General features: G+C 44.6%; 14 protein-coding genes, 3 tRNA genes and 3 rRNA genes. 11 read left to right on the top strand and 9 right to left on the bottom strand.

Annotated features, from left to right (window positions below; translation table 11 throughout):
• Nucleotides 1-344: 344 nt before the first annotated feature.
• The 4 genes from NKU06_RS07085 (at nucleotide 345) to NKU06_RS07070 (ending at nucleotide 4915) form a co-directional block, all read left to right on the top strand.
• Nucleotides 345-2570 (top strand): NADP-dependent isocitrate dehydrogenase, encoded by a 2226-nt coding sequence (locus NKU06_RS07085; RefSeq protein WP_254729634.1) that lies wholly within the window; start codon nucleotides 345-347, stop codon nucleotides 2568-2570.
• A gap of 72 nt (nucleotides 2571-2642) precedes the next feature.
• Nucleotides 2643-3167, top strand: coding sequence for a helix-turn-helix domain-containing protein (locus NKU06_RS07080; protein ID WP_254729633.1), 525 nt, complete (start codon nucleotides 2643-2645; stop codon nucleotides 3165-3167).
• A complete protein-coding gene (locus NKU06_RS07075) occupies nucleotides 3143-4057 on the top strand; it encodes an IS3 family transposase (RefSeq protein WP_371928041.1) in 915 nt (304 codons plus the stop codon). The genes NKU06_RS07080 and NKU06_RS07075 overlap by 25 nt, the downstream gene beginning before the upstream one ends.
• A 15-nt stretch (nucleotides 4058-4072) precedes the next feature.
• Nucleotides 4073-4915: an integrase core domain-containing protein gene (locus tag NKU06_RS07070; protein ID WP_254729032.1), complete on the top strand. Its 843-nt coding sequence runs from the start codon at nucleotides 4073-4075 to the stop codon at nucleotides 4913-4915.
• 247 nt (nucleotides 4916-5162) lie between these two features.
• On the opposite strand, the gene hemH is transcribed toward NKU06_RS07070, so the two are convergent.
• On the bottom strand, nucleotides 5163-6131 hold the full coding sequence (gene hemH / locus NKU06_RS07065; RefSeq protein ID WP_371928002.1) for a ferrochelatase: 969 nt from the start codon (nucleotides 6129-6131) through the stop codon (nucleotides 5163-5165).
• Between the two features lie 262 nt (nucleotides 6132-6393).
• Here hemH and NKU06_RS07060 point away from each other — a divergent pair, with 262 nt between their 5' ends.
• The 4 genes from NKU06_RS07060 (at nucleotide 6394) to NKU06_RS07045 (ending at nucleotide 9526) form a co-directional block, all read left to right on the top strand.
• Nucleotides 6394-7587 carry a homoserine O-acetyltransferase gene (locus NKU06_RS07060; protein WP_254729631.1) on the top strand — a complete coding sequence of 398 codons (1194 nt, stop codon included), beginning with the start codon at nucleotides 6394-6396 and terminating at the stop codon, nucleotides 7585-7587.
• Nucleotides 7584-8201 (top strand): methionine biosynthesis protein MetW, encoded by a 618-nt coding sequence (metW, locus tag NKU06_RS07055; protein ID WP_253223060.1) that lies wholly within the window; start codon nucleotides 7584-7586, stop codon nucleotides 8199-8201. Before NKU06_RS07060 ends, metW begins: the two co-directional genes overlap by 4 nt.
• Nucleotides 8202-8409: 208 nt before the next feature.
• A complete protein-coding gene (locus NKU06_RS07050; protein WP_253223059.1) occupies nucleotides 8410-8985 on the top strand; it encodes a tetratricopeptide repeat protein in 576 nt (191 codons plus the stop codon).
• Nucleotides 8986-9088: 103 nt separating this feature from the next.
• Nucleotides 9089-9526 (top strand): pilin, encoded by a 438-nt coding sequence (locus NKU06_RS07045; RefSeq protein WP_253223058.1) that lies wholly within the window; start codon nucleotides 9089-9091, stop codon nucleotides 9524-9526.
• A 193-nt stretch (nucleotides 9527-9719) separates the two neighbouring features.
• Here the strand turns inward: NKU06_RS07045 and rrf are convergent.
• The 5 genes from rrf to NKU06_RS07020 all read right to left on the bottom strand — a co-directional run bounded on the left by rrf (nucleotide 9720) and on the right by NKU06_RS07020 (nucleotide 14832).
• A 5S ribosomal RNA gene (gene rrf, locus NKU06_RS07040) occupies nucleotides 9720-9833 on the bottom strand.
• Nucleotides 9834-9962: 129 nt separating this feature from the next.
• Nucleotides 9963-12819, bottom strand: a 23S ribosomal RNA gene (locus tag NKU06_RS07035).
• Between the two features lie 263 nt (nucleotides 12820-13082).
• Nucleotides 13083-13158, bottom strand: a tRNA-Ala gene (locus NKU06_RS07030).
• A 7-nt stretch (nucleotides 13159-13165) separates the two neighbouring features.
• Nucleotides 13166-13242 (bottom strand) — tRNA-Ile (locus NKU06_RS07025).
• A gap of 61 nt (nucleotides 13243-13303) precedes the next feature.
• Nucleotides 13304-14832, bottom strand: a 16S ribosomal RNA gene (locus NKU06_RS07020).
• The 16S, 23S and 5S rRNA genes sit together here with 2 tRNA genes alongside, the layout of an rRNA operon.
• Nucleotides 14833-15447: 615 nt before the next feature.
• Between NKU06_RS07020 and NKU06_RS07015 the strand changes: the two genes are divergently transcribed.
• Both NKU06_RS07015 and NKU06_RS07010 read left to right on the top strand, forming a co-directional pair.
• Nucleotides 15448-19140 carry a hypothetical protein gene (locus NKU06_RS07015; RefSeq protein WP_254729630.1) on the top strand — a complete coding sequence of 1231 codons (3693 nt, stop codon included), beginning with the start codon at nucleotides 15448-15450 and terminating at the stop codon, nucleotides 19138-19140.
• Nucleotides 19141-19155: 15 nt separating this feature from the next.
• Nucleotides 19156-21330: a hypothetical protein gene (locus tag NKU06_RS07010; protein ID WP_254729629.1), complete on the top strand. Its 2175-nt coding sequence runs from the start codon at nucleotides 19156-19158 to the stop codon at nucleotides 21328-21330.
• A gap of 50 nt (nucleotides 21331-21380) precedes the next feature.
• Here NKU06_RS07010 and NKU06_RS07005 read toward each other — a convergent pair.
• The 3 genes from NKU06_RS07005 to NKU06_RS06995 form a co-directional block, all read right to left on the bottom strand.
• A tRNA-Phe gene (locus tag NKU06_RS07005) sits at nucleotides 21381-21456 on the bottom strand.
• A 121-nt stretch (nucleotides 21457-21577) separates the two neighbouring features.
• Nucleotides 21578-23746 carry a malate synthase G gene (locus NKU06_RS07000; protein WP_254729628.1) on the bottom strand — a complete coding sequence of 723 codons (2169 nt, stop codon included), beginning with the start codon at nucleotides 23744-23746 and terminating at the stop codon, nucleotides 21578-21580.
• A 201-nt stretch (nucleotides 23747-23947) separates the two neighbouring features.
• Entirely contained in the window at nucleotides 23948-25546 is a 1599-nt protein-coding gene (locus NKU06_RS06995; RefSeq protein ID WP_254729627.1) for an isocitrate lyase, read from the bottom strand.
• A 373-nt stretch (nucleotides 25547-25919) separates the two neighbouring features.
• Between NKU06_RS06995 and NKU06_RS06990 the strand changes: the two genes are divergently transcribed.
• Nucleotides 25920-26426, top strand: a complete 507-nt coding sequence (locus NKU06_RS06990) for a chorismate lyase (RefSeq protein WP_254729626.1) — start codon at nucleotides 25920-25922, stop codon at nucleotides 26424-26426.
• Nucleotides 26427-26459 lie beyond the last annotated feature (33 nt).

The following is a 26459-nucleotide window of genomic DNA, read 5'->3' as shown; positions in this document are numbered from 1 at the left end:
AATCATCATCAAGATCTCATATTTGTTCAAAATTTAATCAATTAAATCATTATCTTCTAACATTATTTATTTAAAAAATGGAAATGAAAAAACCATCATAAAAACCAAGTATCAAACCGTCAGTAAACGCTTGTTTTTGGCAATGAAACATAGTACAGTACATTTTACAATGAGTACTATGTACTGATCAGTCAATTTTTTGACATTATGTATGATGAAGTGTTTGTCGATCATAGCACCTTTGATGAAAATCACTGCGAAAAGTAGGCAAAACAGGGAAAATGTGGCATAATACGCCGCGTTTAAGACTTTGAACAACTAAAATCAACGATAAAGGAGCTCGTATGAGTAAATCTACCATCGTCTATACCCACACTGACGAAGCCCCAGCATTAGCAACTTATTCTCTACTTCCAATCATCCAAGCCTTTGGCAACACTGCCAACATCGAATTTGTAACCAGTGACATCTCTCTTGCAGGACGCATTCTAGCCACTTTCCCAGAATACCTAACCGAAGAACAACGCATTCCTGACGCTCTGGCTGAGCTTGCTGTGCTGGTTACTAAGCCTGAAGCGAACATCATCAAACTACCGAACATCTCTGCTTCTGTACCACAATTGGTCGCGGCGATCAAAGAACTTCAAGCACGCGGCTACGCTCTACCTGATTATCCAACCAACCCGCAAACCGACGAAGAAAAAGCCATCCAAAAACGCTACGACAAGATCAAAGGCTCAGCGGTAAACCCAGTACTTCGTGAAGGCAACTCAGACCGCCGCGCACCAAATGCGGTGAAAAACTTCGCCAAAAAATACCCGCACAGCATGGGTGCTTGGAGTAAAGATTCTAAGTCACACGTTGCAACCATGACACACGGCGACTTCTTCCACAATGAGCAATCTTACACCACCGAAGCAGCTGACAGCGTCTCAATCGTCTTCACCGACAAAGCAGGCAACAAAACTGATCTGCGCGAGCCAGTGGCACTAAAAGCAGGCGAAATCATCGACGCGACCGTGATGAGCAAAAAAGCCTTGGTGTCATTCCTAGAAGCACAAATCAAAGATGCCAAAGAACAAGGCGTACTGTTCTCACTGCACATGAAAGCGACGATGATGAAAGTCTCTGACCCAATCATCTTTGGTCATGCGGTCAAGGCATTCTTTGCCCCTGTGTTTGAGCAATATGGCGACGCACTAGCGGCAGCTGGCGTTGATGTCAATAACGGCTTTGGCAACCTGCTGGCTAACCTAGACAAGCTAGATGCGGACACCCGTGCAGGCGTCGAAAAAGCCATCGCTGATGCATATGCAGCCAATCCAAGCCTAGCGATGGTCGATAGCGACAAAGGCATCACCAACCTACACGTACCAAGCGATGTCATCGTCGATGCATCAATGCCTGCAATGATTCGTAACTCAGGCCGTATGTGGGATAAAGAAGGTAAAGCTGTTGATACCAAAGCAGTTATCCCTGACAGCAGCTATGCTGGCGTATATCAAGCAGTGATTGATTTTTGCCGTGAGAATGGTGCTTTTGACCCAACCACAATGGGTAGCGTGCCAAACGTCGGCTTGATGGCTCAAAAAGCCGAAGAATACGGCTCACACGACAAGACCTTTGAAATCAAAGCTGATGGTAAAGTTGAAGTGTACAACCAAGCAGGTCAGCTACTGATGAGCCACGATGTCGAAGCAGGTGACATCTGGCGTATGTGCCAAACCAAAGATGCACCAATCAAAGACTGGGTAAAACTTGCCGTCAATCGTGCACGCCTAAGCAACACCCCTGCGGTATTCTGGCTAGATGAACGCCGTCCACACGACGCAAGCTTGATTGCCAAAGTCAAAGTTTATCTAAACGAGCTTGACACCGACGGTCTAGACATCCGCATTCTATCACCAGAAGAAGCGACCAAGTTCTCATTGGTACGCCTAAAAAATGGCGAAAACACCATCTCTGTGACTGGTAACGTACTGCGTGACTACCTAACCGACCTATTCCCAATCCTAGAGCTGGGCACTTCTGCCAAGATGCTATCGATTGTTCCATTGATGAACGGTGGCGGTATGTTCGAAACAGGCGCAGGCGGTTCTGCACCGAAGCATGTACAGCAGTTCAACGAAGAGAACCATCTGCGTTGGGACAGTCTAGGTGAGTTCTTGGCATTGGCGGTATCGTTTGAGCATCTAGCCCAAACCACTGGCAATACCAAAGCGCAAGTCCTAGCCGAGACGCTAGACACCGCAACCGAGAAACTACTGTTAGAGGACAAATCACCAAAACGCAAAGTCGGTGAGCTTGACAACCGTGGCAGCCACTTCTATCTAGCGATGTGGTGGGCACAAGCGTTGGCAGCACAAACCAAAGATGCGGACATTGCTGCCAAGTTTGCACCAGTGGCAGAAGCACTGACTGCAAACGAAGCAAAAATCGTTGAAGAGCTAAACCAAGTTCAAGGCTCAGCTACTGACATCGGTGGCTACTACAGCCCTGACTTCGCCAAAGCATCGGCAGCGATGCGCCCAAGCGCAACACTAAACCAAGCACTTGAACTGCTGAACTAATCATATAGTAGCAAAAAAACACCTTAACATTGAACCGCACCCCAAAAGTTAGACAACCTTTGGGGTGTTTTTATGACCAAATACACAATTGACTTTAAACTTGAAGTCATTGATCATTATTTAACAGGACATAGTTACCACAACACAGCCAACTCTTTTGGTATTAAACGCTCTATTGTCCAAAACTGGGTGAGACTCTACCAAACTCATGGTGTTGATGGTATTCGTATCAGAAAGAGCAAAGCTAGTTATTCACCAGAATTCAAACACACTGCAGTATTACAACTACTTGCTGGTAAATCCATACGCACTTTGGCGATTGAATTAAATATCAGCAACCCAAGTGTGCTGTTTCAATGGTTAAAAGCCTATCAAACTCATGGTATCATGGGACTATATCCCAAACCCAAAGGTAGAAAATCTGTGCCTAAAACCAGCAAAGCAAAGCAAACATCCAAACCTGATGAACAAAAGACCCAAGCTGAATTGATTGCTGAATTACAACACTTACGCATGGAGAATGACATCTTAAAAAAGTTAGAAGCCTTGGAGCGTCAGCAAAGAAAAAGCAAATCATCATCAATAAAATCACAGTGATTGATGAGCTAAGGCAGATTTATCCATTAAAACAATTACTGACTTATCTTGGTGTTGCCAAAGCAACCTTTTATTATCACTTAAAGCAATTCAAGCAAAAGGATAAACATCAAGACATCAAAGATGCAATCAAAAAGATATATCACACCCATCAAGGCAGATATGGCTATCGCAGAATCACCCTTGCCTTAAAACAGTTAGGCTTTGTCATCAATCATAAAAAAGTGTGGCGACTGATGAACCAAATGGGACTGAAAGCACGGATTCGCTCTAAACGCAGATTTAGTGCTTATCAGGGTAAGGTGGGTAAAATCGCTGATAATGTACTCAAGCGTGATTTTAAAGCAGATCGACCCAACCAAAAATGGGCGACTGATGTCACTGAGTTTAAAGTGTTGGATAAACAAGGTAATGTCAAAAAGCTTTACTTGTCTCCCATCATGGATTTGTTTAATGGAGAAATTGTTAGCTATCAGATGCACAGTAGCCCAAATTATGGCTTGGTTGCCAAGATGCTTGATCAGGCACTAAAGCGACTGCAAGCAGATGATAATGCTGGCAACGATAGCAGCAAACCACAATTGATTCTGCATTCAGATCAAGGCTGGCACTACCAAATGCAAAATTATCAACAAACCTTAAAAGACAACAACATCATTCAAAGTATGTCAAGAAAGGGCAATTGCTTGGATAATGCGGTGATAGAAAGCTTCTTTGGCACATTAAAAGAAGAAATCTTCTTTCATGACAAACATCAAAGAAGATTTACCTCCATTGATGAGCTTAAACAAGCGATTGATGAGTACATCCATTACTACAATCATGATAGAATAAAGAGTAAACTAAAAGGACTAAGTTGTAAGATAAACTACCGTTGTTTACAGTATTAAGGTAAAATACTGCAAATGAACATTCATAAAAATACACGATTGCTTCCCTACCAACGGGAAGCCATTTGGACTGCTTATCACAAGAACAGGCAGTCAGTTACTTCACTAGCATTGGAGTACAAAGTATCAAGACCTACCATTTACAAAGTCTTAAAACTTGCTCGTGTTAAGCTACTCAAGCCCCAAGCCAGTACCAACAATCGCTTTAAACAAGCCAAATATGGTATTAAACGCCTTGCTAAAGTTGAACAATCCATACAGGATAAGCTCAAAAAGCAAGCCAAGCGATACAATAAGTCCTATCCTGGTGAGATGGTGCATGTGGACACCAAACGCCTGCCCTTGCTCAAAGGACAAAATGCCAACAGTCCTAGAGAATATCTATTTGTTGCCATAGATGACTATTCTCGCGAATTGTATGCTGACATCATGCCGGATAAAACAGCCTTTAGTGCAACACAGTTTCTTGTAGAACAAGTGATAGAGCCATGCCCCTACAAAATTGATGTGATTTATTCTGACAATGGCACAGAATATAAAGGCACAAAAGACCATGAATTTTCTCAAGCCTGCTATCAAAACAACATCAATCAAAAATTTACCAAAGTAGGTAGGCCACAAACCAACGGCAAAGCTGAAAGGGTCATACGAACATTAATGGAGCTTTGGCATGATAAACATGAATTTGTCAGCAGTGAGCATAGAAAGCAAGAATTAACCAGATTTCTTAATTTCTACAACACTGTTAGACCGCACTCATCTTTAAGTAAGAAAGATGAGACTACTGGCAAGACTTTAACTTTTACTCCTTATGAGTGGTTAGAGTTTTATTTTAAGCAAAGTGTAAATAACGCTTGAGTTTCTTACAACTAAGTCCTGTAAAATACAGGCGCTTAGTCCTTGACCAAACCACTTAATTTAAACCTAGTCCTTAATCTTAACTTTGTCTAAGATTTGGGGGTCGGTTCACATCAGTTAAGGTGTTTTTTATTGATGCTAATATGATGAACCCTGACAGGTTGTGATAACTTTCAAGCTTTGATGATTACCACAAATCTCTTATCCAATCAGCAAAATCATCCAAAAATCAAATACAATCAAAAACTTACAAATACGGCTTTAAAATATCTGCCATCATCTCAATGTGTAGCTCATCGGTATTGAGTGCAGGTATGTACTCATAAGATTTACCCCCTGCTGTCATAAAATTATCCCGATTCTCCACTGCCAGCTCCTCTAGCGTCTCAAGACAGTCTGCCGAAAATGCAGGGCTTGCCACTTGCACCGAAACACCTTGCGCACCCCAAGTTTCTAAGAGCTCATCTGTATAGGGCTTAAGCCACTCTTGCGCCCCAAAACGAGACTGAAAGCTGATCGCCCATTGATTGGCAGTGAGGCCAAGCTTATCAGCAACCAAGACGGTTGTTTTGCGGCATTGATCTGGGTACGGGTCGCCTTTGTCCGCATAAGGCTTGGGGATGCCATGAAAGCTGAACAACAGCTTGTCCGCCTGCCCATGCTCAGCCCAAAAACGACGCACACTCGCCACCAGTGCATCGATATACAGCGGATGGTCATGATAATCTTTAATAAAATGAATTTCAGGCATATTGCGACTTGCCATCGCAAACTGCGCCACCTTATCAAATGCTGCCGCCGTCGATGTCGCTGAATACTGTGGATACAGTGGCAAAATCACAAACCGCTCAACGCCGTCAGCACTTAGGCGCGCCATCGTATCTTTGATAGATGGATTACCATAAGTGGTCGCAGGATAGACTGGTGTATCAATGCCTTGACGAGCCAGATGTGCTTGCAGTGCATTTACTTGACTCTTTAAAATCGCAAGCAGTGGCGAACCATCAGCCGTCCACACGCTTTGATAAGCATGGGCGACACGCTTTGGGCGTGTGGTCAGCACAAAGGCATTTAGGATAATTTGCCAAATCAACTTAGGTATTTCAATGACCCGAGTATCGCTCAAAAACTCTCGCAAATACGCACGCACCGCCGATGGGGTCGGCTCATCTGGCGTGCCTAAATTCACCAATAAAATGGCTGTTTTTTTTGACATCATACAATGACTTAATAAAAAAATACAATGATGCTTAGTGTAGCATTTTTTAGCCAAAAAATCCGCTAAATTTACCCAATGATTGACTACAACAACTTTTGCAATGTACACATTTGGCGCATAAAGACGCATAAAATATCCCAAAAACATTGCCATTGTCATCATTTCGCTCTACAATATCATCACCAAAGTTTTGCGATTTTACCGTTAGGAATTTTTTAATTTTATACTAAATTATTTTTAAATATATTAGGGGAAATTTGTGCAATCAACCGATTTTTCTGCACCACACCTTGACCCATCGTCCGTTGGCATTGTCACACCACAGACATTGCATTTTGACACGCCTTTATTATTAGAATGTCAGCGAGTTTTGCCATCATTTGACCTAGTCATCGAAACGTACGGCACGCTAAATGCCGACAAAACAAACGCCATCTTAATCTGCCACGCCTTATCAGGCAGTCATCATGCTGCCGGCTTTCACAGTAGTGAAGATACCAAACCTGGCTGGTGGGATGCCTTGATTGGTCCAAACAAAGCCATTGATACCAATCAATTTTATGTCGTCTGTCTCAACAATATCGGCTCTTGCCACGGCTCAACCGGACCGACGACCATCAATCCCGAAACGGGCAAAATTTATGGGGCGGATTTTCCACTCATCACCATCAAAGACTGGGTCAAAACCCAAGTCATGCTCTCAGACCGACTAGGCATCGACAAATGGCACGCTATCATTGGCGGCTCAATGGGCGGAATGCAGGCGCTACAATGGTCTGTCGATTATCCTGACCGCTTGGCACGAGCGGTCATTATCGCAAGCACGCCAAAACTATCTGCCCAAAATATCGCCTTTAATGAAGTGGCACGCCAATCAATCCTGTCTGATCCTGATTTTCACGATGGCTGGTACTTATTACACGACACCTATCCGCGCCGCGGCTTGATCTTGGCGCGCATGGTCGGACACATCACCTACATCACCGAAGAAGCGATGAAGGCTAAGTTCGGACGCGACCTAAAATCGGGCAAATTCATGTACGGCTACGATGTGGAATTCCAAGTCGAAAGCTATCTGCGCTACCAAGGCGAGCGATTCAGCAAAAATTTCGATGCCAATACTTACCTGCTCATGACCAAGGCGCTCGACTATTTCGACCCGACGCGCGGCTATGCTGATGAAAATTTGAGCGAAGAAGATGCGCTAAAAATCGCCCTTGAGCGCACCCAATGCCAATTTTTGGTGGTGTCATTCACGACCGACTGGCGATTCTCCCCTGAGCGATCGATTGAGCTTGTCGATGCTTTGATCGCCAATCAAAAACCGGTAAGCTTTTTGAATGTCGATGCACCGCACGGACACGATTCTTTCTTATTTGACATCCCGCGCTATGTCAATGCCATCAAGGGCTTTTTGCAAGCACCGCTAAACACACATAAGGGGCGCGTATGAACAGCATCGATCATCAACTGGCAGAAAAATGGATCAAGCCAAATTCACGCGTCCTTGATTTGGGCTGCGGTGATGGCACTTTATTAGCCCATCTACAAAGCTCTTTGGGCGTGACCGGCTATGGACTTGAGATTGATGAGCATAAAATCAATGAAGCCGTTGCTAAAGGCTTAAATATCATTGAACAAGATCTAAATGATGGCTTGGCGCGATTTGCTGACAACAGCTTTGATACGGTGGTTATGGCGCGCGCCTTACAAGCGGTGAAATCACCTGATAAGCTACTTGTCGATATGCTCAGAGTCGCCAAAGAAGGCATTGTTACTTTTCCTAATTTTGCCTATTGGCAAAACCGTGTGTATCTTGGCATCAAAGGCATCATGCCGATGAGCGAGACCCTGCCGCACGAATGGTACAACACGCCTAATATCCATCTGTGCACTTTTAAGGATTTTGAGCGCTTGTGCAATGACAATGACATTCGTATAATCGACGCCGTGGCGATCTCAGACAAACCAAGCCCGAAACTGCCCGCCGCACTGATGAATCGCTTGGTAAAACGCGCGCCAAACCTACTTGCCGATGTTGCTATTTATCGTATCAGCAAAAATTGATGGCGCGCCTTTTCGGCACACTTTAATGTATAAAATTGGTTGCCAAAATGGGATTGGCGGTTGAGTTTTTTGGTACAAAATGCTAAGCTAAACCATAATCCCTTTTTAATTTATTTTCATGTTTTTGCCAATGTTTTTTGGCAAAATTCCTATCGATTTTTAAAATACAATTTAAAAAAATTAGCCTAAAAATATCCGCGGAGTTCTTATGAAACTGCTTAAAATCGCCCTACTGACCAGCGTGCTTGGTAGTGCCACTTTGGCTCATGCACAATCATCAGCACAATATCCTGCATCGTATTTCGAAACCATGGATGTCAAAAGCCTGACCAATCAGGCAGCAGGCGGCAATCATCACGCCCAGTTCTTCCTTGCCAAGCGCTTACAAAAAGGTGAAGGTGTCGCCAAAGATGCCAGCAAAGCCGTTTATTGGTACACACGCGCCGCTGAACAAAATATCGCCCCAGCGCAACTGAATCTTGGCATCATGTACCTGCGCGGCGAAGGTGTGAAAGCAGATCTAGCGACTGGTCGTGCTTGGCTTGAGCGTGCCGCCAATCTGGGTGACAACCGCGCAAGCTATGCGCTGGCGATGATCGATGAGCAGCAGCACCGCTTGGTTGATGCCTATAAATGGTACGATCTATCTACGCGTGATGGTATGCTTGATGAAGGTGTACGCAACCGTGCCAAAGCCAAGGTCAGCCAATTGGCATTAAACCTATCATCGAGTGAGATCGAATCTGCCAAACGCAGTGCCAATGCATGGTTTCAGAATCATTAATCACAAGTAATGAGTAAAAAGTGGGCAATTGCTCACTTTTTATGTATTTTTTTTGACCTAATTTTATGCCAAGTGTGATATTTTTGGCAACTAAGGATTTATAATGCGTTCTCAGCAAGGCTTTACCCTAATTGAACTTTTGATCGTCATTGCCATCATTGGCGTGTTGGCAATGTTCGCCATTCCCCAATACCAAAATCGTACCGCTGCCGCACAGGTAAGCCGCGTGGTAATGGAAACCAGCCAACTGCGTACTGTGGTGGATATGTGCCTAATGCAAGGCGCGAGCGATGATGAGTGTGATGTTGGTAATTTTGACAGTGATTTGGTCAAAGAAAAGGATAATGACATCATCACCATCGCTACAGGCAATGGCGATAACTCAACCATTTCAGCGACACTTGATGGCAATGCTGCTGCCAGCATCCAAGGCAAGAAAGTAACTTGGACTTATACACAAGCAGATGGCTGGGTATGCAGCACGGATGTCGATAAGGATTTGGCAGTCAAAGGCTGCGAGCCGAGCACTGCCGCCAATTAATCACACCAATTATACCTTCAACCGCCAGATCTATGATTTGGCGGTTTTTATGGTTGTGAATTGATAGGCTGTGCCATTCGTTATGCAACCAATCGTTTACCCATCTTAAGCTGCCCAGTCGTTATTCGAAAACACACTAGTGCAGATCAAATATTAAAACCCCCACCAATCATGGCGGGGGTTTTAAATAAGGTGCTGACGATGACCTACTCTCACATGGGCGAACCACACTACCATCGGCGCTAAGACGTTTCACTTCTGAGTTCGGGAAGGGATCAGGTGGTTCCATCTTGCTATTGTCGTCAGCGTAAAAGGATTAACAACGCTGTTATGAGTCTGTTATTTGTTTTTTTATCAAGATTGATTCAAGCTTATAGGTAAAATCTTTACACTTACCATCAACACAATCAGTAGTATTAAACCACTTGGGTGTTGTATGGTCAAGCCAAACGAGCAATTAGTATTGGTTAGCTACACATGTCACCATGCTTCCACACCCAACCTATCAACGTCGTAGTCTACAACGGCTCTTTAGGGAAATCTCATCTTGAGGTGGGCTTCCCGCTTAGATGCTTTCAGCGGTTATCCCATCCGAACGTAGCTACCCGGCAATGCCACTGGCGTGACAACCGGAACACCAGAGGTTCGTCCACTCTGGTCCTCTCGTACTAGGAGCAGATCCTCTCAAATTTCCAACGCCCACGGTAGATAGGGACCGAACTGTCTCACGACGTTCTAAACCCAGCTCGCGTACCTCTTTAAATGGCGAACAGCCATACCCTTGGGACCTGCTTCAGCCCCAGGATGAGATGAGCCGACATCGAGGTGCCAAACACCGCCGTCGATATGAACTCTTGGGCGGTATCAGCCTGTTATCCCCAGAGTACCTTTTATCCGTTGAGCGATGGCCCTTCCATACAGAACCACCGGATCACTAAGACCTACTTTCGTACCTGCTCGACTTGTGGGTCTCGCAGTTAAGCGCGCTTTTGCCTTTATACTCTTTGAACGATTTCCGACCGTTCTGAGCGCACCTTCGTACTCCTCCGTTACTCTTTAGGAGGAGACCGCCCCAGTCAAACTACCCACCATACATTGTCCTTGATACTGTTATATCTAAGTTAGAACCCCAACATAACCAGGGTGGTATTTCAAGGATGGCTCCATAGGAACTGGCGTCCCTACTTCAAAGCCTCCCACCTATCCTACACAAGTTAGGTCAAAGTTCAATGTAAAGCTGTAGTAAAGGTTCACGGGGTCTTTCCGTCTAGCCGCGGGTACACAGCATCTTCACTGCGATTTCGATTTCACTGAGTCTCTGCTGGAGACAGCGCTGCCATCATTATGCCATTCGTGCAGGTCGGAACTTACCCGACAAGGAATTTCGCTACCTTAGGACCGTTATAGTTACGGCCGCCGTTTACTGGGGCTTCGATCAATAGCTTCGCTTGCGCTAACCACATCAATTAACCTTCCAGCACCGGGCAGGCATCACACCCTATACGTCCACTTTCGTGTTTGCAGAGTGCTGTGTTTTTAATAAACAGTTGCAGCAGCCTGGTATCTGCGACTGCCAGTAGCTTACACCGCGAGGGTTTCACCACCGGCAGCGTACCTTCTCCCGAAGTTACGGTACCATTTTGCCTAGTTCCTTCAGCAGAGTTCTCTCAAGCGCCTTGGTATTCTCTACCTGACCACCTGTGTCGGTTTCGGGTACGATTTGTTTATGACTATCGCTTAGAAGCTTTTCCTGGAAGCATGGTATTTGCCACTTCGCCAGTAAACTGGCTTGCTATCAGATCTCAGTAATAGCCTAGCGGATTTGCCTACTAAGCCTACCTACATCCTTCCACCTGGACAACCATCGCCAGGCTGGCATAACCTTCTCCGTCCCTCCATCGCATCATAAACAAGTATCGGAATATTAACCGATTTCCCATCGACTACGCCTTTCGGCCTCGCCTTAGGGGTCGACTCACCCAGCCCCGATTAACGTTGGACTGGAACCCTTGGTCTTCCGGCGAACGGGCTTTTCACCCGTTTTGTCGTTACTCACGTCAGCATTCGCTCTTGTGATACCTCCAGCATACCTTACGATACACCTTCACAGGCTTACACAACGCTCCCCTACCACTTAATTGAAACAATTAAATCCGCAGCTTCGGCTCCTAGTTTGAGCCCCGTTACATCTTCCGCGCAGGCCGACTCGACTAGTGAGCTATTACGCTTTCTTTAAAGGGTGGCTGCTTCTAAGCCAACCTCCTAGCTGTCTGTGCCTTCCCACATCGTTTCCCACTTAACTAGGAATTTGGGGCCTTAGCTGGCGGTCTGGGTTGTTTCCCTCTTGACGACGGACGTTAGCACCCGCCGTCTGTCTCCCGGATAGTACTCATGGGTATTCGGAGTTTGCATCGGTTTGGTAAGTCGGGATGACCCCCTAGCCGAAACAGTGCTCTACCCCCCATGGTATTCGTCCGAGGCGCTACCTAAATAGCTTTCGGGGAGAACCAGCTATCACCGAGTTTGATTAGCCTTTCACCCCTATCCACAAGTCATCCCCTACCTTTTCAACGGGAGTGGGTTCGGTCCTCCGGTGTCTGTTACGACACTTTCAACCTGCTCATGGATAGATCACTCGGTTTCGGGTCTATACCCTGCAACTGAAGTCGCCCTATTAAGACTCGGTTTCCCTACGGCTCCCCTATACGGTTAACCTTGCTACAGAATATAAGTCGCTGACCCATTATACAAAAGGTACGCCGTCACGGAACAAGTCCGCTCCGACTGCTTGTATGCACACGGTTTCAGGTTCTATTTCACTCCCCTAACAGGGGTTCTTTTCGCCTTTCCCTCACGGTACTGGTTCACTATCGGTCAGTCAGGAGTATTTAGCCTTGGAGGATGGTCCCCCCATCTTCAGACAGAATTTCTCGTGTTCCGCCCTACTTAATATGTCTCATAAACAGTTTCGCATACAGGACTATCACCTACTATGGTTGGCTTTCCCACGCCATTTTGCTACTGTAAATTCGATCGGCTCCTCCCCGTTCGCTCGCCGCTACTTGGGGAATCTCAATTGATGTCTTTTCCTCGGGGTACTGAGATGTTTCACTTCTCCCGGTTTGCCTCATAAAATAAATTATGATACCTAAGTTATCTTAGGTGGGTTTCCCCATTCAGAAATCGCCGGGTCACAGGATATTGCCACCTCACCGACGCTTATCGCAGGCTATCACGTCTTTCATCGCCTCTGACTGCCAAGGCATCCACCATGTGCACTTCATTACTTGACCATACAACCCCAAGTAGTCTTGGTGTTATAAGGGTAATGTGTAACGATCTTCACCTATGTTTACGCTTGATTCAGTTCTCTTTACTTTAGGTGATTGTATTTTGGGGTACAATCACCATGGTTAATAAATTACGTTGGATAATTTATTAACCCAGACTCATAATCATGTTGTTAAATAGTGTTATAAACTTCGTCAGTTTATAAAGTAAAAGCATAAATAAGAAATCTCTTATTAAATTGCTTATGTATGCTTTGATGTTTAAATGGTGGAGCCAAGGAGAGTCGAACTCCTGACCTCCTGCGTGCAAGGCAGGCGCTCTACCAACTGAGCTATGGCCCCAATTTAATGGTGGGTCTAATAAGACTTGAACTTATGACCCCCGCGTTATCAACACGGTGCTCTAACCAACTGAGCTATAGACCCGTTTTAAACATCTTACCAAAGAACAACTTGTTGTGGATTCTTGCCAATCAGATATCTTCATTAAGGAGGTGATCCAGCCGCAGGTTCCCCTACGGCTACCTTGTTACGACTTCACCCCAGTCATCGACCCCACCGTGGTGATCGCCCTCTTGCGTTAGGCTAACCACTTCTGGTGAGATCAACTCCCATGGTGTGACGGGCGGTGTGTACAAGGCCCGGGAACGTATTCACCGCAGCATTCTGATCTGCGATTACTAGCGATTCCGACTTCATGGAGTCGAGTTGCAGACTCCAATCCGGACTACGATTGGCTTTTTGAGATTAGCATCACATCGCTGTGTAGCAACCCTTTGTACCAACCATTGTAGCACGTGTGTAGCCCTGGTCGTAAGGGCCATGATGACTTGACGTCGTCCCCGCCTTCCTCCAGTTTGTCACTGGCAGTATCCTTAGAGTTCCCACCCGAAGTGCTGGTAACTAAGGAAAAGGGTTGCGCTCGTTGCGGGACTTAACCCAACATCTCACGACACGAGCTGACGACAGCCATGCAGCACCTGTATCAGAGTTCCCGAAGGCACTAAGCTATCTCTAGCGAATTCTCTGTATGTCAAGACCAGGTAAGGTTCTTCGCGTTGCATCGAATTAAACCACATGCTCCACCGCTTGTGCGGGCCCCCGTCAATTCATTTGAGTTTTAACCTTGCGGCCGTACTCCCCAGGCGGTCTACTTATTGCGTTAACTGCGTCACTAAGTCTTCAAGAGACCCAACGACTGGTAGACATCGTTTACGGCGTGGACTACCAGGGTATCTAATCCTGTTTGCTACCCACGCTTTCGCACCTCAGTGTCAGTATGATGCCAGGGAGCTGCCTTCGCCATCGGTATTCCTCCAGATCTCTACGCATTTCACCGCTACACCTGGAATTCTACTCCCCTCTCACCTACTCTAGTCACCCAGTATCAGATGCAGTTCCCAGGTTAAGCCCGGGGCTTTCACATCTGACTTAAGCAACCACCTACGCGCGCTTTACGCCCAGTAATTCCGATTAACGCTTGCACCCTCTGTATTACCGCGGCTGCTGGCACAGAGTTAGCCGGTGCTTATTCTGTAGGTAACGTCAGGGCTAATGGGTATTAGCCATTAGCTTTTCCTCCCTACTTAAAGTGCTTTACAACCAAAAGGCCTTCTTCACACACGCGGCATGGCTGGATCAGGCTTTCGCCCATTGTCCAATATTCCCCACTGCTGCCTCCCGTAGGAGTCTGGGCCGTGTCTCAGTCCCAGTGTGGCTGATCATCCTCTCAGACCAGCTACAGATCGTCGCCTTGGTAGGCCTTTACCCCACCAACTAGCTAATCCGACTTAGGCTCATCTAATAGCGAGAGCTTGCGCCCCCTTTCACCCGTAGGTCGTATGCGGTATTAGCTTGAGTTTCCCCAAGTTATCCCCCACTACTAGGCAGATTCCTAAGCATTACTCACCCGTTCGCCACTAGGTATCAGGAGCAAGCTCCCTAACCTCGTTCGACTTGCATGTGTTAAGCCTGCCGCCAGCGTTCAATCTGAGCCATGATCAAACTCTTCAGTTTAATCTTGAGTTGCCAATAAAACAAAGAATGTTTGATTGGACTTTAATGTTGGCTCATTTATTATTACTAGCAATATTTGCTCATCGTGTAAATGAATTAACTTTGAGTATTCTTGCTGAATATAAATGATAATTTTTTTAAGATTATCTTGTATTCGCAAAAATCCACACAAGTTGTTCTTTAGTTTTGATTTTAAATAGTTTAAGTCAAAGCATCGTCTGCTTGGTGACATAGGATGCGTATTATACGCTGAAATTTTATTAAGTCAAGCATTTTTTTCAAAGTTTTTTGATTTTTTTCAAAAACTTTCGTTTTTGAAAAGTTTTCAAAATTTTTACTTTGAAGCTCAATAACTTGCTGTAAGTTATTGATTTATCAGCATTTTTTGCTATGCTGTGCTGCTTAAGTGGTGCGTATTATAGACCCAGTATCGGCGGTTGTAAAGTGGTTTTTTGCATAAAAGGGGAGAAAGTTTGTAAGTGGTTGGTTTTTAAGGGGATTTTTATTTATTATTTTTTCAAATATTGAGCCAAATTATCTATGTCTATATCATGTATTTACATTGTGCTGATTTATATCTATAATTGATTAAATTTTGTACAATTGGAACTTATTATGGACATCGCTACCCATCCTTTTGCAGATTTTGACTTTGCCAAGCTCAAGCAGTCTGCCTATGAATTTGACAATCCTATCACACAACTGCTTGCTGATCGCATACTTTTCACCCGCACAAATGGCGGCAGCCTCTCTCCGATTGATTTTCCAACAGGGATTGGTAAAACGCATAGCACCATGGTGGTTTTGCTCGAATATATGCTGCATCGCATACACCATCGCTTATATGGCGATCCAAATCCCTACCCCTTGCATCTACCCCTTTATATCACCAATGCTGTTGATAATGTTCGCGAAGCTTATGATAAACTCACCGATCTGATCAATACCGATGAACGGCTTAATCACCCACAAAAACAATGGCTCACCACCCAAACCCTACTTCTGCCAAACAATAATGACATTTTGCTTGACTTAATCATCAATCATCGACTGCCCAATATTTTAAACACTTTAAAGCTCAAACCATCGCAATCCATCACGGATCAAATTTCTAGCGTCAAAAGCCTGCACAAGATGCTACAAATTGAAATTCCCGATCCTATCATTATCAATACCTTAAATGCCAATCTACAAAAGCTGCTACCCAATGTATTCAAAAGTCTTTGCCAATTAATCAATACCGCCAATCATCTTAAATTCAAGACTTTGACACTGCAGCAGATTTCTGCACTATCCCAACTATTTCCCGCCATGCGACTACAAAATCCCGATACGCTTGCAGTATTTTTGACAACCATGAAACTCATGCACGGTGGTAGTTTGCCATTTGATACGCGCTATAATTTTGATGCACAAATGTCCCAACATCTGCTATTGATCGATGAAATCGATCGGCAAAATGGTGAGATTATTAATTTTCTATGCGATCAACAGTCGGTTAATCTACTAAAGCTTGCGTGTGAACTGTGTGTAAAATTACCAGTTTTTGCACCACCTACCACTGCCGAATATGAAGGCATTGCCAAGATTTTTACAAATTATTTTAACAAACTTAACTCGCTTAAAGATCGTTATCGCTTGACCAGCTCATTTTGCTTACATCACAAGATGTCAAATTTTCAAACCGCAGCATTATTTACCGATTATCAGACCACGCATCACGCGAGTTTGGATAAGAAATTTTGGGTATATTTTGATCAAGATAGCCACACCAATATCATCTTTGATGACACTTGCTTTGCACCCGATGAACTGCCTGATGACAAATATCCTTTATACGAACTGTTCAATCAGCTCTCCATCATTGTTGGTCGTGACTTTATCTTTGCTCTAAATCACGCCTGCCAAAAACTTGTTAGCAACGCCAATAAACTAAACTTACCCTCCGATCCGCAAATGCAGCTTAACCTACTGTTTAACATTTATCGCCTTGATGACATTCGCCATCTGATTGATCCATTGCTTAATTTCTATAAAAATCAAGTAATCACAAGCTTGACCAATGATGGTAGTTTTCACACCAATGGCTTTAAGCTCAATGAAATTTACACACCCCTTGCCATGCATCAATTTGTCAGCTTTCACACCACATTATTTACTGAATCGCCCACAGCAATGGTTGCACGCTGGATCGAACGCGGCACGCCGATCATCGGGATCAGTGCTACTGCCAATAATCAAAGCGTTATCCATAATTTTGACATGGCGTATCTTGAGCGGCGAATTGATGATAGACTGATCCGCATTAGTAGCGATGAACTTACGCACATCAATGCCCATTATCACAAACTGCGCGATTATTCACAGATTAAGATTGATTTTCACAGTTTAAACGGTCAAGCTGAAAGCTTTGTTCGCACACACTGCCGCTATTTCTTGGACTTGAACACGCCACCTGTCATACCCAATAACGCACAGCTTCAACAAGTATGGCATCGACTGTATGGCGATGATAAATCACTTGATGATACCGCAGTTGATCATCGCAAAGTGGCGTATTATTTGGGATTACTGGACAATTATTGCCAAGCGATTTGTGCTTTTTTGGATAATCACACAGCCGGTAATCGCTACATGATGTTAATGCTCAATCGCTTGCTTAATGACAATGAGCGTGGATTTTTCCAAAATTTTTTGGATGAATTATCAGCACGCCACCAAATAAACATCGTGTTTGATGTCGTCAATAGTGCCTATCTAAAATCCAAAAAATTCGACAGCATTATCAAAGATAGACTCACTAAAAGCAGTGATAAGGTAATTATTTTTACCACTTACCAAACGCTATCATCGGGTGCGAATCCTGACTATCCCATCCACCCCGCCGACCGCGACTGGATCTGTACTTCAGCCCTACCAAGTCCCAAAATCACTTGCGATATCGATACTCTGTATCTGGACTTACCCACACATCTGATCACCGTGCCATCTTATCAGGATGAAAATCTGCACAGCACCAAGCTAAAATCCTTAGTACAAATCATGAGCCTGACAGATGCTGGCAAAGTCAGTCTCAGCGCCTGCGATGACTGGGTGAAATCTGTCTTAAATATGGAATTTAAACGACTCAGTCGATTAAAAAGTAATCACTATGGTGAAACCAATACCGCCCATGGTGACTACGCTCACGCTGTCTGTCGTCAAGTTGAACAAGCAATCGGACGAATCAACCGAAGCAGCCACAAACGCAAAAATCCGCTGATTTTTATCAGTCAAAAACTGCATGACCTGCTCAAACAAGTGCCAAAACCTACGCACATCACCACGCATGAATATCGCGGCTTGATTGACTTTGTGCATCAAACTGCTACAGCTACTGTACTGCCAAATCTTGCTTTAGCTCGCCTACAGACCGCTGCCAATACCGCCAATTATCGACATCATGTCATGATTCAAAGATTCTTGGATGACTTTAGTAAACTACACCAAGGCATTCCAGATGACACCGACAGCCAAGCCAAAGCCTGTGCCAAAATCCATGCATGGCACACTTTGCGCGAAATTTGCTTAAAACACCCTACCAGCATCAAGCCTGAGCCTACAGTATTTCAATACTATCTAAAGCCACCTACTCCCGCCAGCAGTTATCGTTTTTCGGGTGATTTTGAAGGAAATAAAAATACGCCCTGCAGCTTTTTTGGCTTGGATCATAACAGCCATCTGATCAGTGCCGATGAGATGCGTTTAAATATCCTTATGCAAAATTCCATTATCAAAAATTACTTCATCAAGCACGACTATGCCACCACTTGGCATGACGCCGCTGAATACATTTTGACACCTATTTTGGCAAATAATATCTACAAAGGCGCGCTGGGTGAAGCTGCCGGCAAGGCAATCTTGGAAGAGTACGGCTGTCAATTGGACGACTTGCCACCAGAATATTTTGAGCTGTTTGACTATGTGATCAGCTATCAAGGCAAGCAAGCCCTGATTGATTTTAAGCACTGGAATCTGGATCGTCACGACAGCCGCTCAACTGCCGAGCGTGAAACGGCACTGATGCACATTCTACAAAAGCGAGATTTTATCTTGCGCCACCGCCATCCAAACACAGATATGCCATCGCGCTTGATCATCTGCAATATCCTATCCGATGTCACACGGCAGATACAGCAATATGAGCACAGTCAAGTACTCACCATCCCTGCGCTCATCGATCGGCACACAGGTCAAATCAACCAAGACGCCATAACGGCAATTTTGACCTTTATAAATCAGTCCGCCGATGAAGCTTTTAGCAATTAACTTGGAGCACTTGCCATGACAACATCACAAGTTTTGACAAATTTGATCGATCCTAAGCTGAACTTTGATAAAATTTTTGCTGATTTTTATGTCTATAAAATCCGTACAGATAACCTGCAAGGCCGTTATTTCGCCATCATTGATGAAATCAAACAGACACTCACACCAATCGCTTTGATCAAATCACATAGTGAGTCGCAGACATTTTTTATCTTACGCACCGAGCGTTTGACCACGAATGGTTTTAAGCATTTTACCGCATCCATCATTGATAACCCTGGTGAAATACCCACTATAAACTGGCTGCGGTTACTGTTTCGTACACTCGCCATCACAAAGGAACAAGCAGCAAATCCAGACCCAAGCCTAGACACAGCCATGCCAATGACTTGTGAAACGGGTATTTATTATTGTTTTGAGCATTCGTTTTATCATGGATTTTTGGTTTGTCATGCGCACGCTATCGATGCTGAGACACTGACACATCATAATGATCAGATTGTACTGACGATAAAATCGGTCTGCTTTACACCCAAGCAGGCTTTTGCTTGGCGCAGTGATTTTCAATCAAAATTTGCGCACTTACCAACTTTTAACATTCAAAACTTTGGTGATGTCACTCAATTAACCAAATCCAGAAACAAACAGTCCAAATCCACCACGCCCAATACAAACCGTGATTACATCATGCGATCACCTTATAAAACTCGCACATCCAATCACAGCATCGAGCTGAATGCCAAAAATCCCCAAGCATTTTTCGCATCCAAAAGTGGCAGTTTGGCAAAGTTCATGCAGGATGTTAGGCTGTATTTATCGGATTATGTGACGCTAGATTTTCAGTCGATTAATAAGGATTATCAGGCGGACATTCAGAATAAAAAGCAGTTTGATAAGCATTTTACCATCATGCTTCATGAGCTTGGCAAGCATCCTATTTATTTGTTAAAAACCGATGATATCAGTGATACACTTTGTCAAGCGCTGCAATTATATCTGTACGACACATGGCAAATCTGCGCTCAGCTCATGACACAAATCCATACCGATGATACAAACACAAAGATTTATTTTCTGCTACACCATGAGTCATTGTATTATGATGAACGCGGCGAGCGCGATCCTTATCATACCCTACAGTCAGCGATCGCACACCACAGGGATATTGCTCAGAGCCTGACCTATGAGCAGATATTTACCAATGACAAGATCAATGGCAGCGGTCTTGAAAAATGCTTGTGCGAGCTGTTTATTAAACTTGAAAATCAGCAACAAAAACTACTCTTGGACGACACACCCAATCAAGCTTGTCAAATCATCAAGCCAACACTTTCAGATGATTTTCATAAGCAGATCGTTGGCTTTCATGGCACTGATTATAATCCCAACGATAATCATCTTGCCCACTGGTCGCTAAAGTCTGATATCGATAACCATGCTAAGGATAATCAGCAATTTGATGATTTAAGCCTTCTGTATCAGCAGCTTTGCTATGTCATGACTGGTGCAATGCCTGCTGTTTATCATCATGATGATCATTTGCTGATTTGGCATGGAGATATGATGCCAAAATACTATCTGATCCGTACAAGCAATCTTCTGCCCATTGCAGATGTGGACAATATTCACAAAATCATGACAGATATTGCCAAGGCGCGACAAGCTGGCTTTCAAAAACAATGGGCGATCGATTATCTGACTCAAACTGCAGATATCCCTGATAAATTGCGTGGGCAGCTGATGACAATTTGCCAATATTCAGCACCGATTTTACCCATCGATGCATTCGATAAAATCGGTATTGCATATAAAGGTGCTGGCAAGCTGTTTTTGGACTGGGTTTATGAAAACTATGGCTATCGGTACAATTACAGCTTCAGAACCCAAAACTCAAGCACCGTACAGGCAGCGTGCGGATTTTATTATAACCACCAATATCAAGTTTATACCGCAGGACTGCATGACAGCCCAAAGGGAGTGATTGCTAACTTTAATCATATGCGAAAGGTTGTCAGCTTGCAAGGTGAGCTTGATCAGCTTGCACCCTGTGATGACATGCCGATACAAGTGTTTGGCTTGATTGAAAATTACTTACACATCCGCCATCGACAAAGTACGGTGCTGCCATTTTTATACAAGCATTTGCGCGAATGGATCAAGCAACAACAGTTTGTAGATGAGAAACAATGAAAGCAATACAACAAAAAAGCCTTTCGATTACTCGAAAGGCTTTCTTAATATGGTGGCGAGAGGCAGGATCGAACTGCCGACACACGGATTTTCAATCCGTTGCTCTACCAACTGAGCTATCACGCCAAAGTGGTGCATATTAAACCGCATTTTGATGGCTTTGTCAAGCATTTTTATAATGCTATTTGATAATTTGCAAAAAACCACGATAAGTTGCCCCATCGTGGTTTTGTGCTCATACCGCCGATCAATCGCCTGTATAGCCTTTTAATTTCAAGCGTGCTTTGTGCAGCAATGGCTCGGTATAGCCTGATGGCTGAGTTGCACCCTTAAAGATCAAATCAGCTGCCGCATTAAAGGCGATATTATTGTCAAAGTCTGCCGACATTGGGCGATATTCAGGATCGCTCGCGTTTTGCTCATCAACGACTTTCGCCATGCGTTTTAGTACTTCCCACACTTCATCTTCGGTGACGATGCCATGCGCCAACCAGTTGGCAACATGTTGTGATGAGATACGCAAGGTCGCACGGTCTTCCATGAGACCAATATTGTTGATGTCAGGGACTTTTGAGCAACCAACACCCAAATCCACCCAACGCACCACATAACCCAAAATACCTTGGCAGTTGTTTTCAAGCTCTTTTTGCTTATCACCATCGCTCCAGCTGGTATCTGTCGCCAGTGGAATGGTCAGCAAATCATCGATGGACGGCACTTGAGCAGATTGTAATGCTGCTTGACGCTCAGCCACACTGCACTTGTGGTAGTGGATCGCATGGATGGTCGCACCTGATGGGCTTGGTACCCATGCACAGCTTGCCCCTGCTTGTGGATGCTCAATCTTGGTGCGGTACATATCAGCCAGCTCATCAGGCTTTGGCCACATACCTTTGCCAATTTGGGCACGACCTTTGAGCCCTGCTTTTAGGCCAATGATGACATTGCGGTCTTCATAGGCGGCAAACCATTTTTGACCCTTGATTTCACCTTTTCGTACAAATGCCCCTGCCTTCATAGCGGTGTGAATCTCATCACCTGTACGATCCATAAAGCCTGTATTGATAAAGATGGTACGCTCGCGCGCTGCCGAGATGCAGTTTTTTAAGTTGGCACTGGTGCGTTTTTCTTCGTCCATGATGCCCATTTTGACGCTGTTTTTTGGCAGTTTGAGCAACTCTTCTGAGCGTGTGAACAACTCCACCGCAAAGGCGACTTCTTCTGAGCCATGCATTTTTGGCTTGACGATATACATCGAGCCTGTGCGAGAGTTACGCAAGGTATTTTTGCCCGTGATGTCCACTGTGGACAGCATTGGTGTGATCACCCCATCCATAATCCCTTCAAAAATCTCTTCGCCATCCACCAAAATCGCAGGGTTGGTCATCAAGTGACCTACATTACGCAGTAGCAGCACTGAGCGGCCGTGTAGGGTTTTGGCATTGCCATTTAGGTCGGTAAAGGTGTGGTCGCTATTTAGCGTACGAGTGATGGTTTTGCCATTTTTTTCCAAAGTTTCACTCAAATCACCCTTCATCAGACCTAGCCAGTTGCGATAGCCTTCTACTTTTTCTTCGGCATCGACAGCAGCCACTGAGTCTTCTAGGTCTTGGATGGTGGTTACGGCAGCTTCTAGGATGACATCTTTGACGCCCGCTTTGTCCGATTGACCGATTTGGCTGGTTTTGTCAATTTGGATAATGGTATGTAGCCCATTGTTTTTTAGGATAATTTCTGTCGGCTCATCACTGCTGCCGTTATAGCCTTGTAGTTGCTCGGCAGTTTTGAGCGTGGTGATCGTGCCATCTACCAAAGTAACAGCGAGCACACCGCCATCAATGGCATAGGCAGTCGCATCCGCGTGCGAGCCTGTCGCCAGTGGGTAGGTTTCATCTAGGAAATTTTTAGCAAATTCAATCACCTTTGCCCCACGCACAGGGTTGTAGCCACGACCCTTATCAGCACCACCTTCTTCACTGATGACATCAAAACCATACAGTGCATCATACAGACTACCCCAGCGAGCATTGCCTGCGTTTAGCGCATAGCGAGCATTACGCACCGGCACAACAAGCTGTGCGCCTGCAATGGTGGCGATTTCGTCATCGACATTTTCGGTGGTGATCTCAAAATCCGCTACCTCTGGCTCAAGATAGCCGATGTCGGTGAGAAACTGTTTATACGCTTCTAGCTCATAGGCGTTATTCTCATGCCACTCATCAATCTGCGCTTGCAGCTCATCACGGCGAGCAAGCAAAGCTTTGTTTTTTGGGGTTAGGTCTTTGACAATTTTTTCAAACCCTGCCCAAAACTCATCGCTTGAGACATTTGATAGTGGCAAAGCTTCATTTTCGATAAAATCATACAAAATCTTGTCAATGGCAAAGCTGCCTTTTTGGATGCGTTGTGTCGCCATAGTTTTATCCTTAAAAATCATTATCTTAAACTAAATCAAAAACGGTGCTTTAACCCAAAAGTCAAAACACCGTTTTAATCACCTTTTTAACAAAGGAAAACCAAGTGGGGGGGGGACGCTAATACTAGGAAAACGAGCGAAGTTGTACAAGTAGTACTACGAGCGAGTTTGACGAAGTAGTAGCGTTACCCACGACGGTTTTTAGCCGCCAAATTGGTTCATGGTGTTCTTACTTGCATCCCCTGCTTTTAGAGCGTTTTCGCCAGAGAAGATCTCTTTGTGATCGTCACCGATGTCAGAACCTGCCATGGCTTGGTGCTTGACGCAAGCGATACCGCCACGGATTTCTTTACGCTGAACACCTGCCACATACGCCAGCATACCTTCTTCACCGAAGTAACCTTTGGCAAGCTCATGCGTTGATAGCGCTGCGGTGTGGTAAGTTGGCAAGGTGATTAGGTGATGGAATACACCTGCTTCACGAGCTGCGTCTGCTTGGAAAGTACGGATTTTTTCGTCTGCATCATTGGCAAGCTCAGAACCGTCATATTTGGCGTCCATCAGTTTATCACGCTCATAACCTGAGACATCTTTGCCTTCAGCGACCCAGCGGTCATACGCTTGCTGACGGAAGTTGATGGTCCAGTTGAATGATGGTGAGTTGTTGTACACCAATTTTGCATCTGGAACTTGTTTCTTGATGTCATTAACAAAGCTTGCGATACCTGCCACATCCGGTGTTGGGGTCTCGATCCAAATCATATCAGCGCCGTTTTGTAGTGAAGTTACGCAGTCAAGGACAACACGGTCATGCTGAGTGCCTTCACGGAACTGATACAAGCCTGATGGCAAGCGAGTTGGGCGATGTAGTTTGCCATTACGCTTGATTAGGATTTCATCTTCTTTGGCTTCAGAGATGTCAATTTCAGTGGTTTCTAGGTAGCTGATGTATTTGCTCGCTAGATCACCTGGTTCACGAGATACAGGGATTTTTTGAGTAAGGTCAGCACCTTCTGAGTCGGTACGAGCCACGATTACGCCATCATCGACACCTAGCTCAAGGAATGCATAGCGTACGGCATTGATTTTGGCTAGGAAGTCTTCGTGCGGTACAGTTACTTTACCTGCTTGGTGGCCACACTGCTTAGCATCAGATACTTGGTTTTCGATTTGAATCGCACACGCACCTGCTTCAATCATTTGCTTGGTCAATAGGTAGGTCGCTTCTTCGTTACCAAAGCCTGCATCGATGTCAGCGATGATTGGCACAACATGAGTTTCAAAGTTGTCGATTTGAGCTTCGATTTCTTTTACTTTCGCTGTGTCGCCTGCTGCTTCAGCTTTTTGCATCGCACGGAATAGGTCGTTTAGCTCTTTGGCGTCTGCTTGGCGAAGGAATGTGTAGATTTCTTCGATTAGCTTAGGCACGGCGGTTTTTTCGTGCATTGATTGGTCAGGTAGTGGACCAAACTCTGAGCGAAGCGCTGCCACCATCCAGCCTGATAGGTAGATGTAGCGTTTGTTGGTTGTGCCGAAGTATTTTTTGTTGGCAATCATTTTTTGCTGAGCGATAAAGCCATGCCAGCAGCCTAGTGATTGGGTGTATTTGCTGTTGTCCGCATCGTATTCTGCCATGTCTTTACGCATGATGGCAGCGGTGTATTTGGCGATATCAAGACCAGTTTTGAAGCGGTTTTGGACGATCATGCGTGCCGCATCTTCTGGGCGAATGGCATCCCAAGTGCCGCCCAATTTTTCCTTAACTTTACGAACATGGTCTAGTGCTGATTGATAAGTCATGGCTAACTCCTTTCATTGACAACATAATTTGCATAAATGCACTGAATAAAGGTTGGCAAGTCTTTGCGTGATTCGCTTTGCCTTCCGATGGATACAGAATACCCAAAACTTGCGCATTTATCCAATAGCCTTTGCCAATGTTCGATATTTCATAAATAAATGGGTATTACAAAATCATTTACAAATAGAATAAATCATACTATACCATTTTAACTTGTTGATTTTTTAAGTATAAATGTTCTAATATAGCAATTTTTATTAATTTTTGTAAATTTAAACTATTTAACTATATTTATCAATGTCATAAATTTTACGCTAAATTTGCGCCAATTATGCTAAAATAAAACACCTGTACCGCAAAATTTCGCCGCCTATGCCACAGTTTTTATCTCAGTTACCGTCTGATTTTGCTCATACTCATGCGAATTTGGCAAACTTTTTGACCGCCAAAGGCTCGCTGACGGCACTGCTTGAACAAGTTGCAAATCAGCCGCTGCGTGTCAAAATCGTGCAAGAAGGTCATCGTGCGCTTACTTTCGCCCAAAAAAAGCAGCTTGGGCTTGATGTCAATCGCCCGCAGATCGCTTGGGTGCGCACGGTGCAGCTGTATGGCGCAAGTGATCGCGCTTGGGTGATGGCAAGCAGTATTTTTCCACTTAAAACCTTACAAGGCGAACTAAACCGCCTAAGGCATTTGGGTAGCACACCAATTGGCTATGTATTGTTTAAAAAACATCGCACCCTACCGCACACACGCAGGCTATATCGCACCATTGACGGCGAATATGGGCGCAGCACTTTATATGAATATCATGGCAAAAAATTATTGATTGATGAGCTTTTTTTGGCAGAGTTTTGTGAATTTTTGCAAAATCAATGAAATATTATTCATGTCAAGATGAGAATTTTCCCT

It is taken from the genome of Moraxella sp. FZLJ2109, from assembly GCF_024296965.1.
Taxonomy (GTDB): domain Bacteria; phylum Pseudomonadota; class Gammaproteobacteria; order Pseudomonadales; family Moraxellaceae; genus Moraxella.
This window is presented reverse-complemented; position numbering and strand designations above follow the sequence as displayed.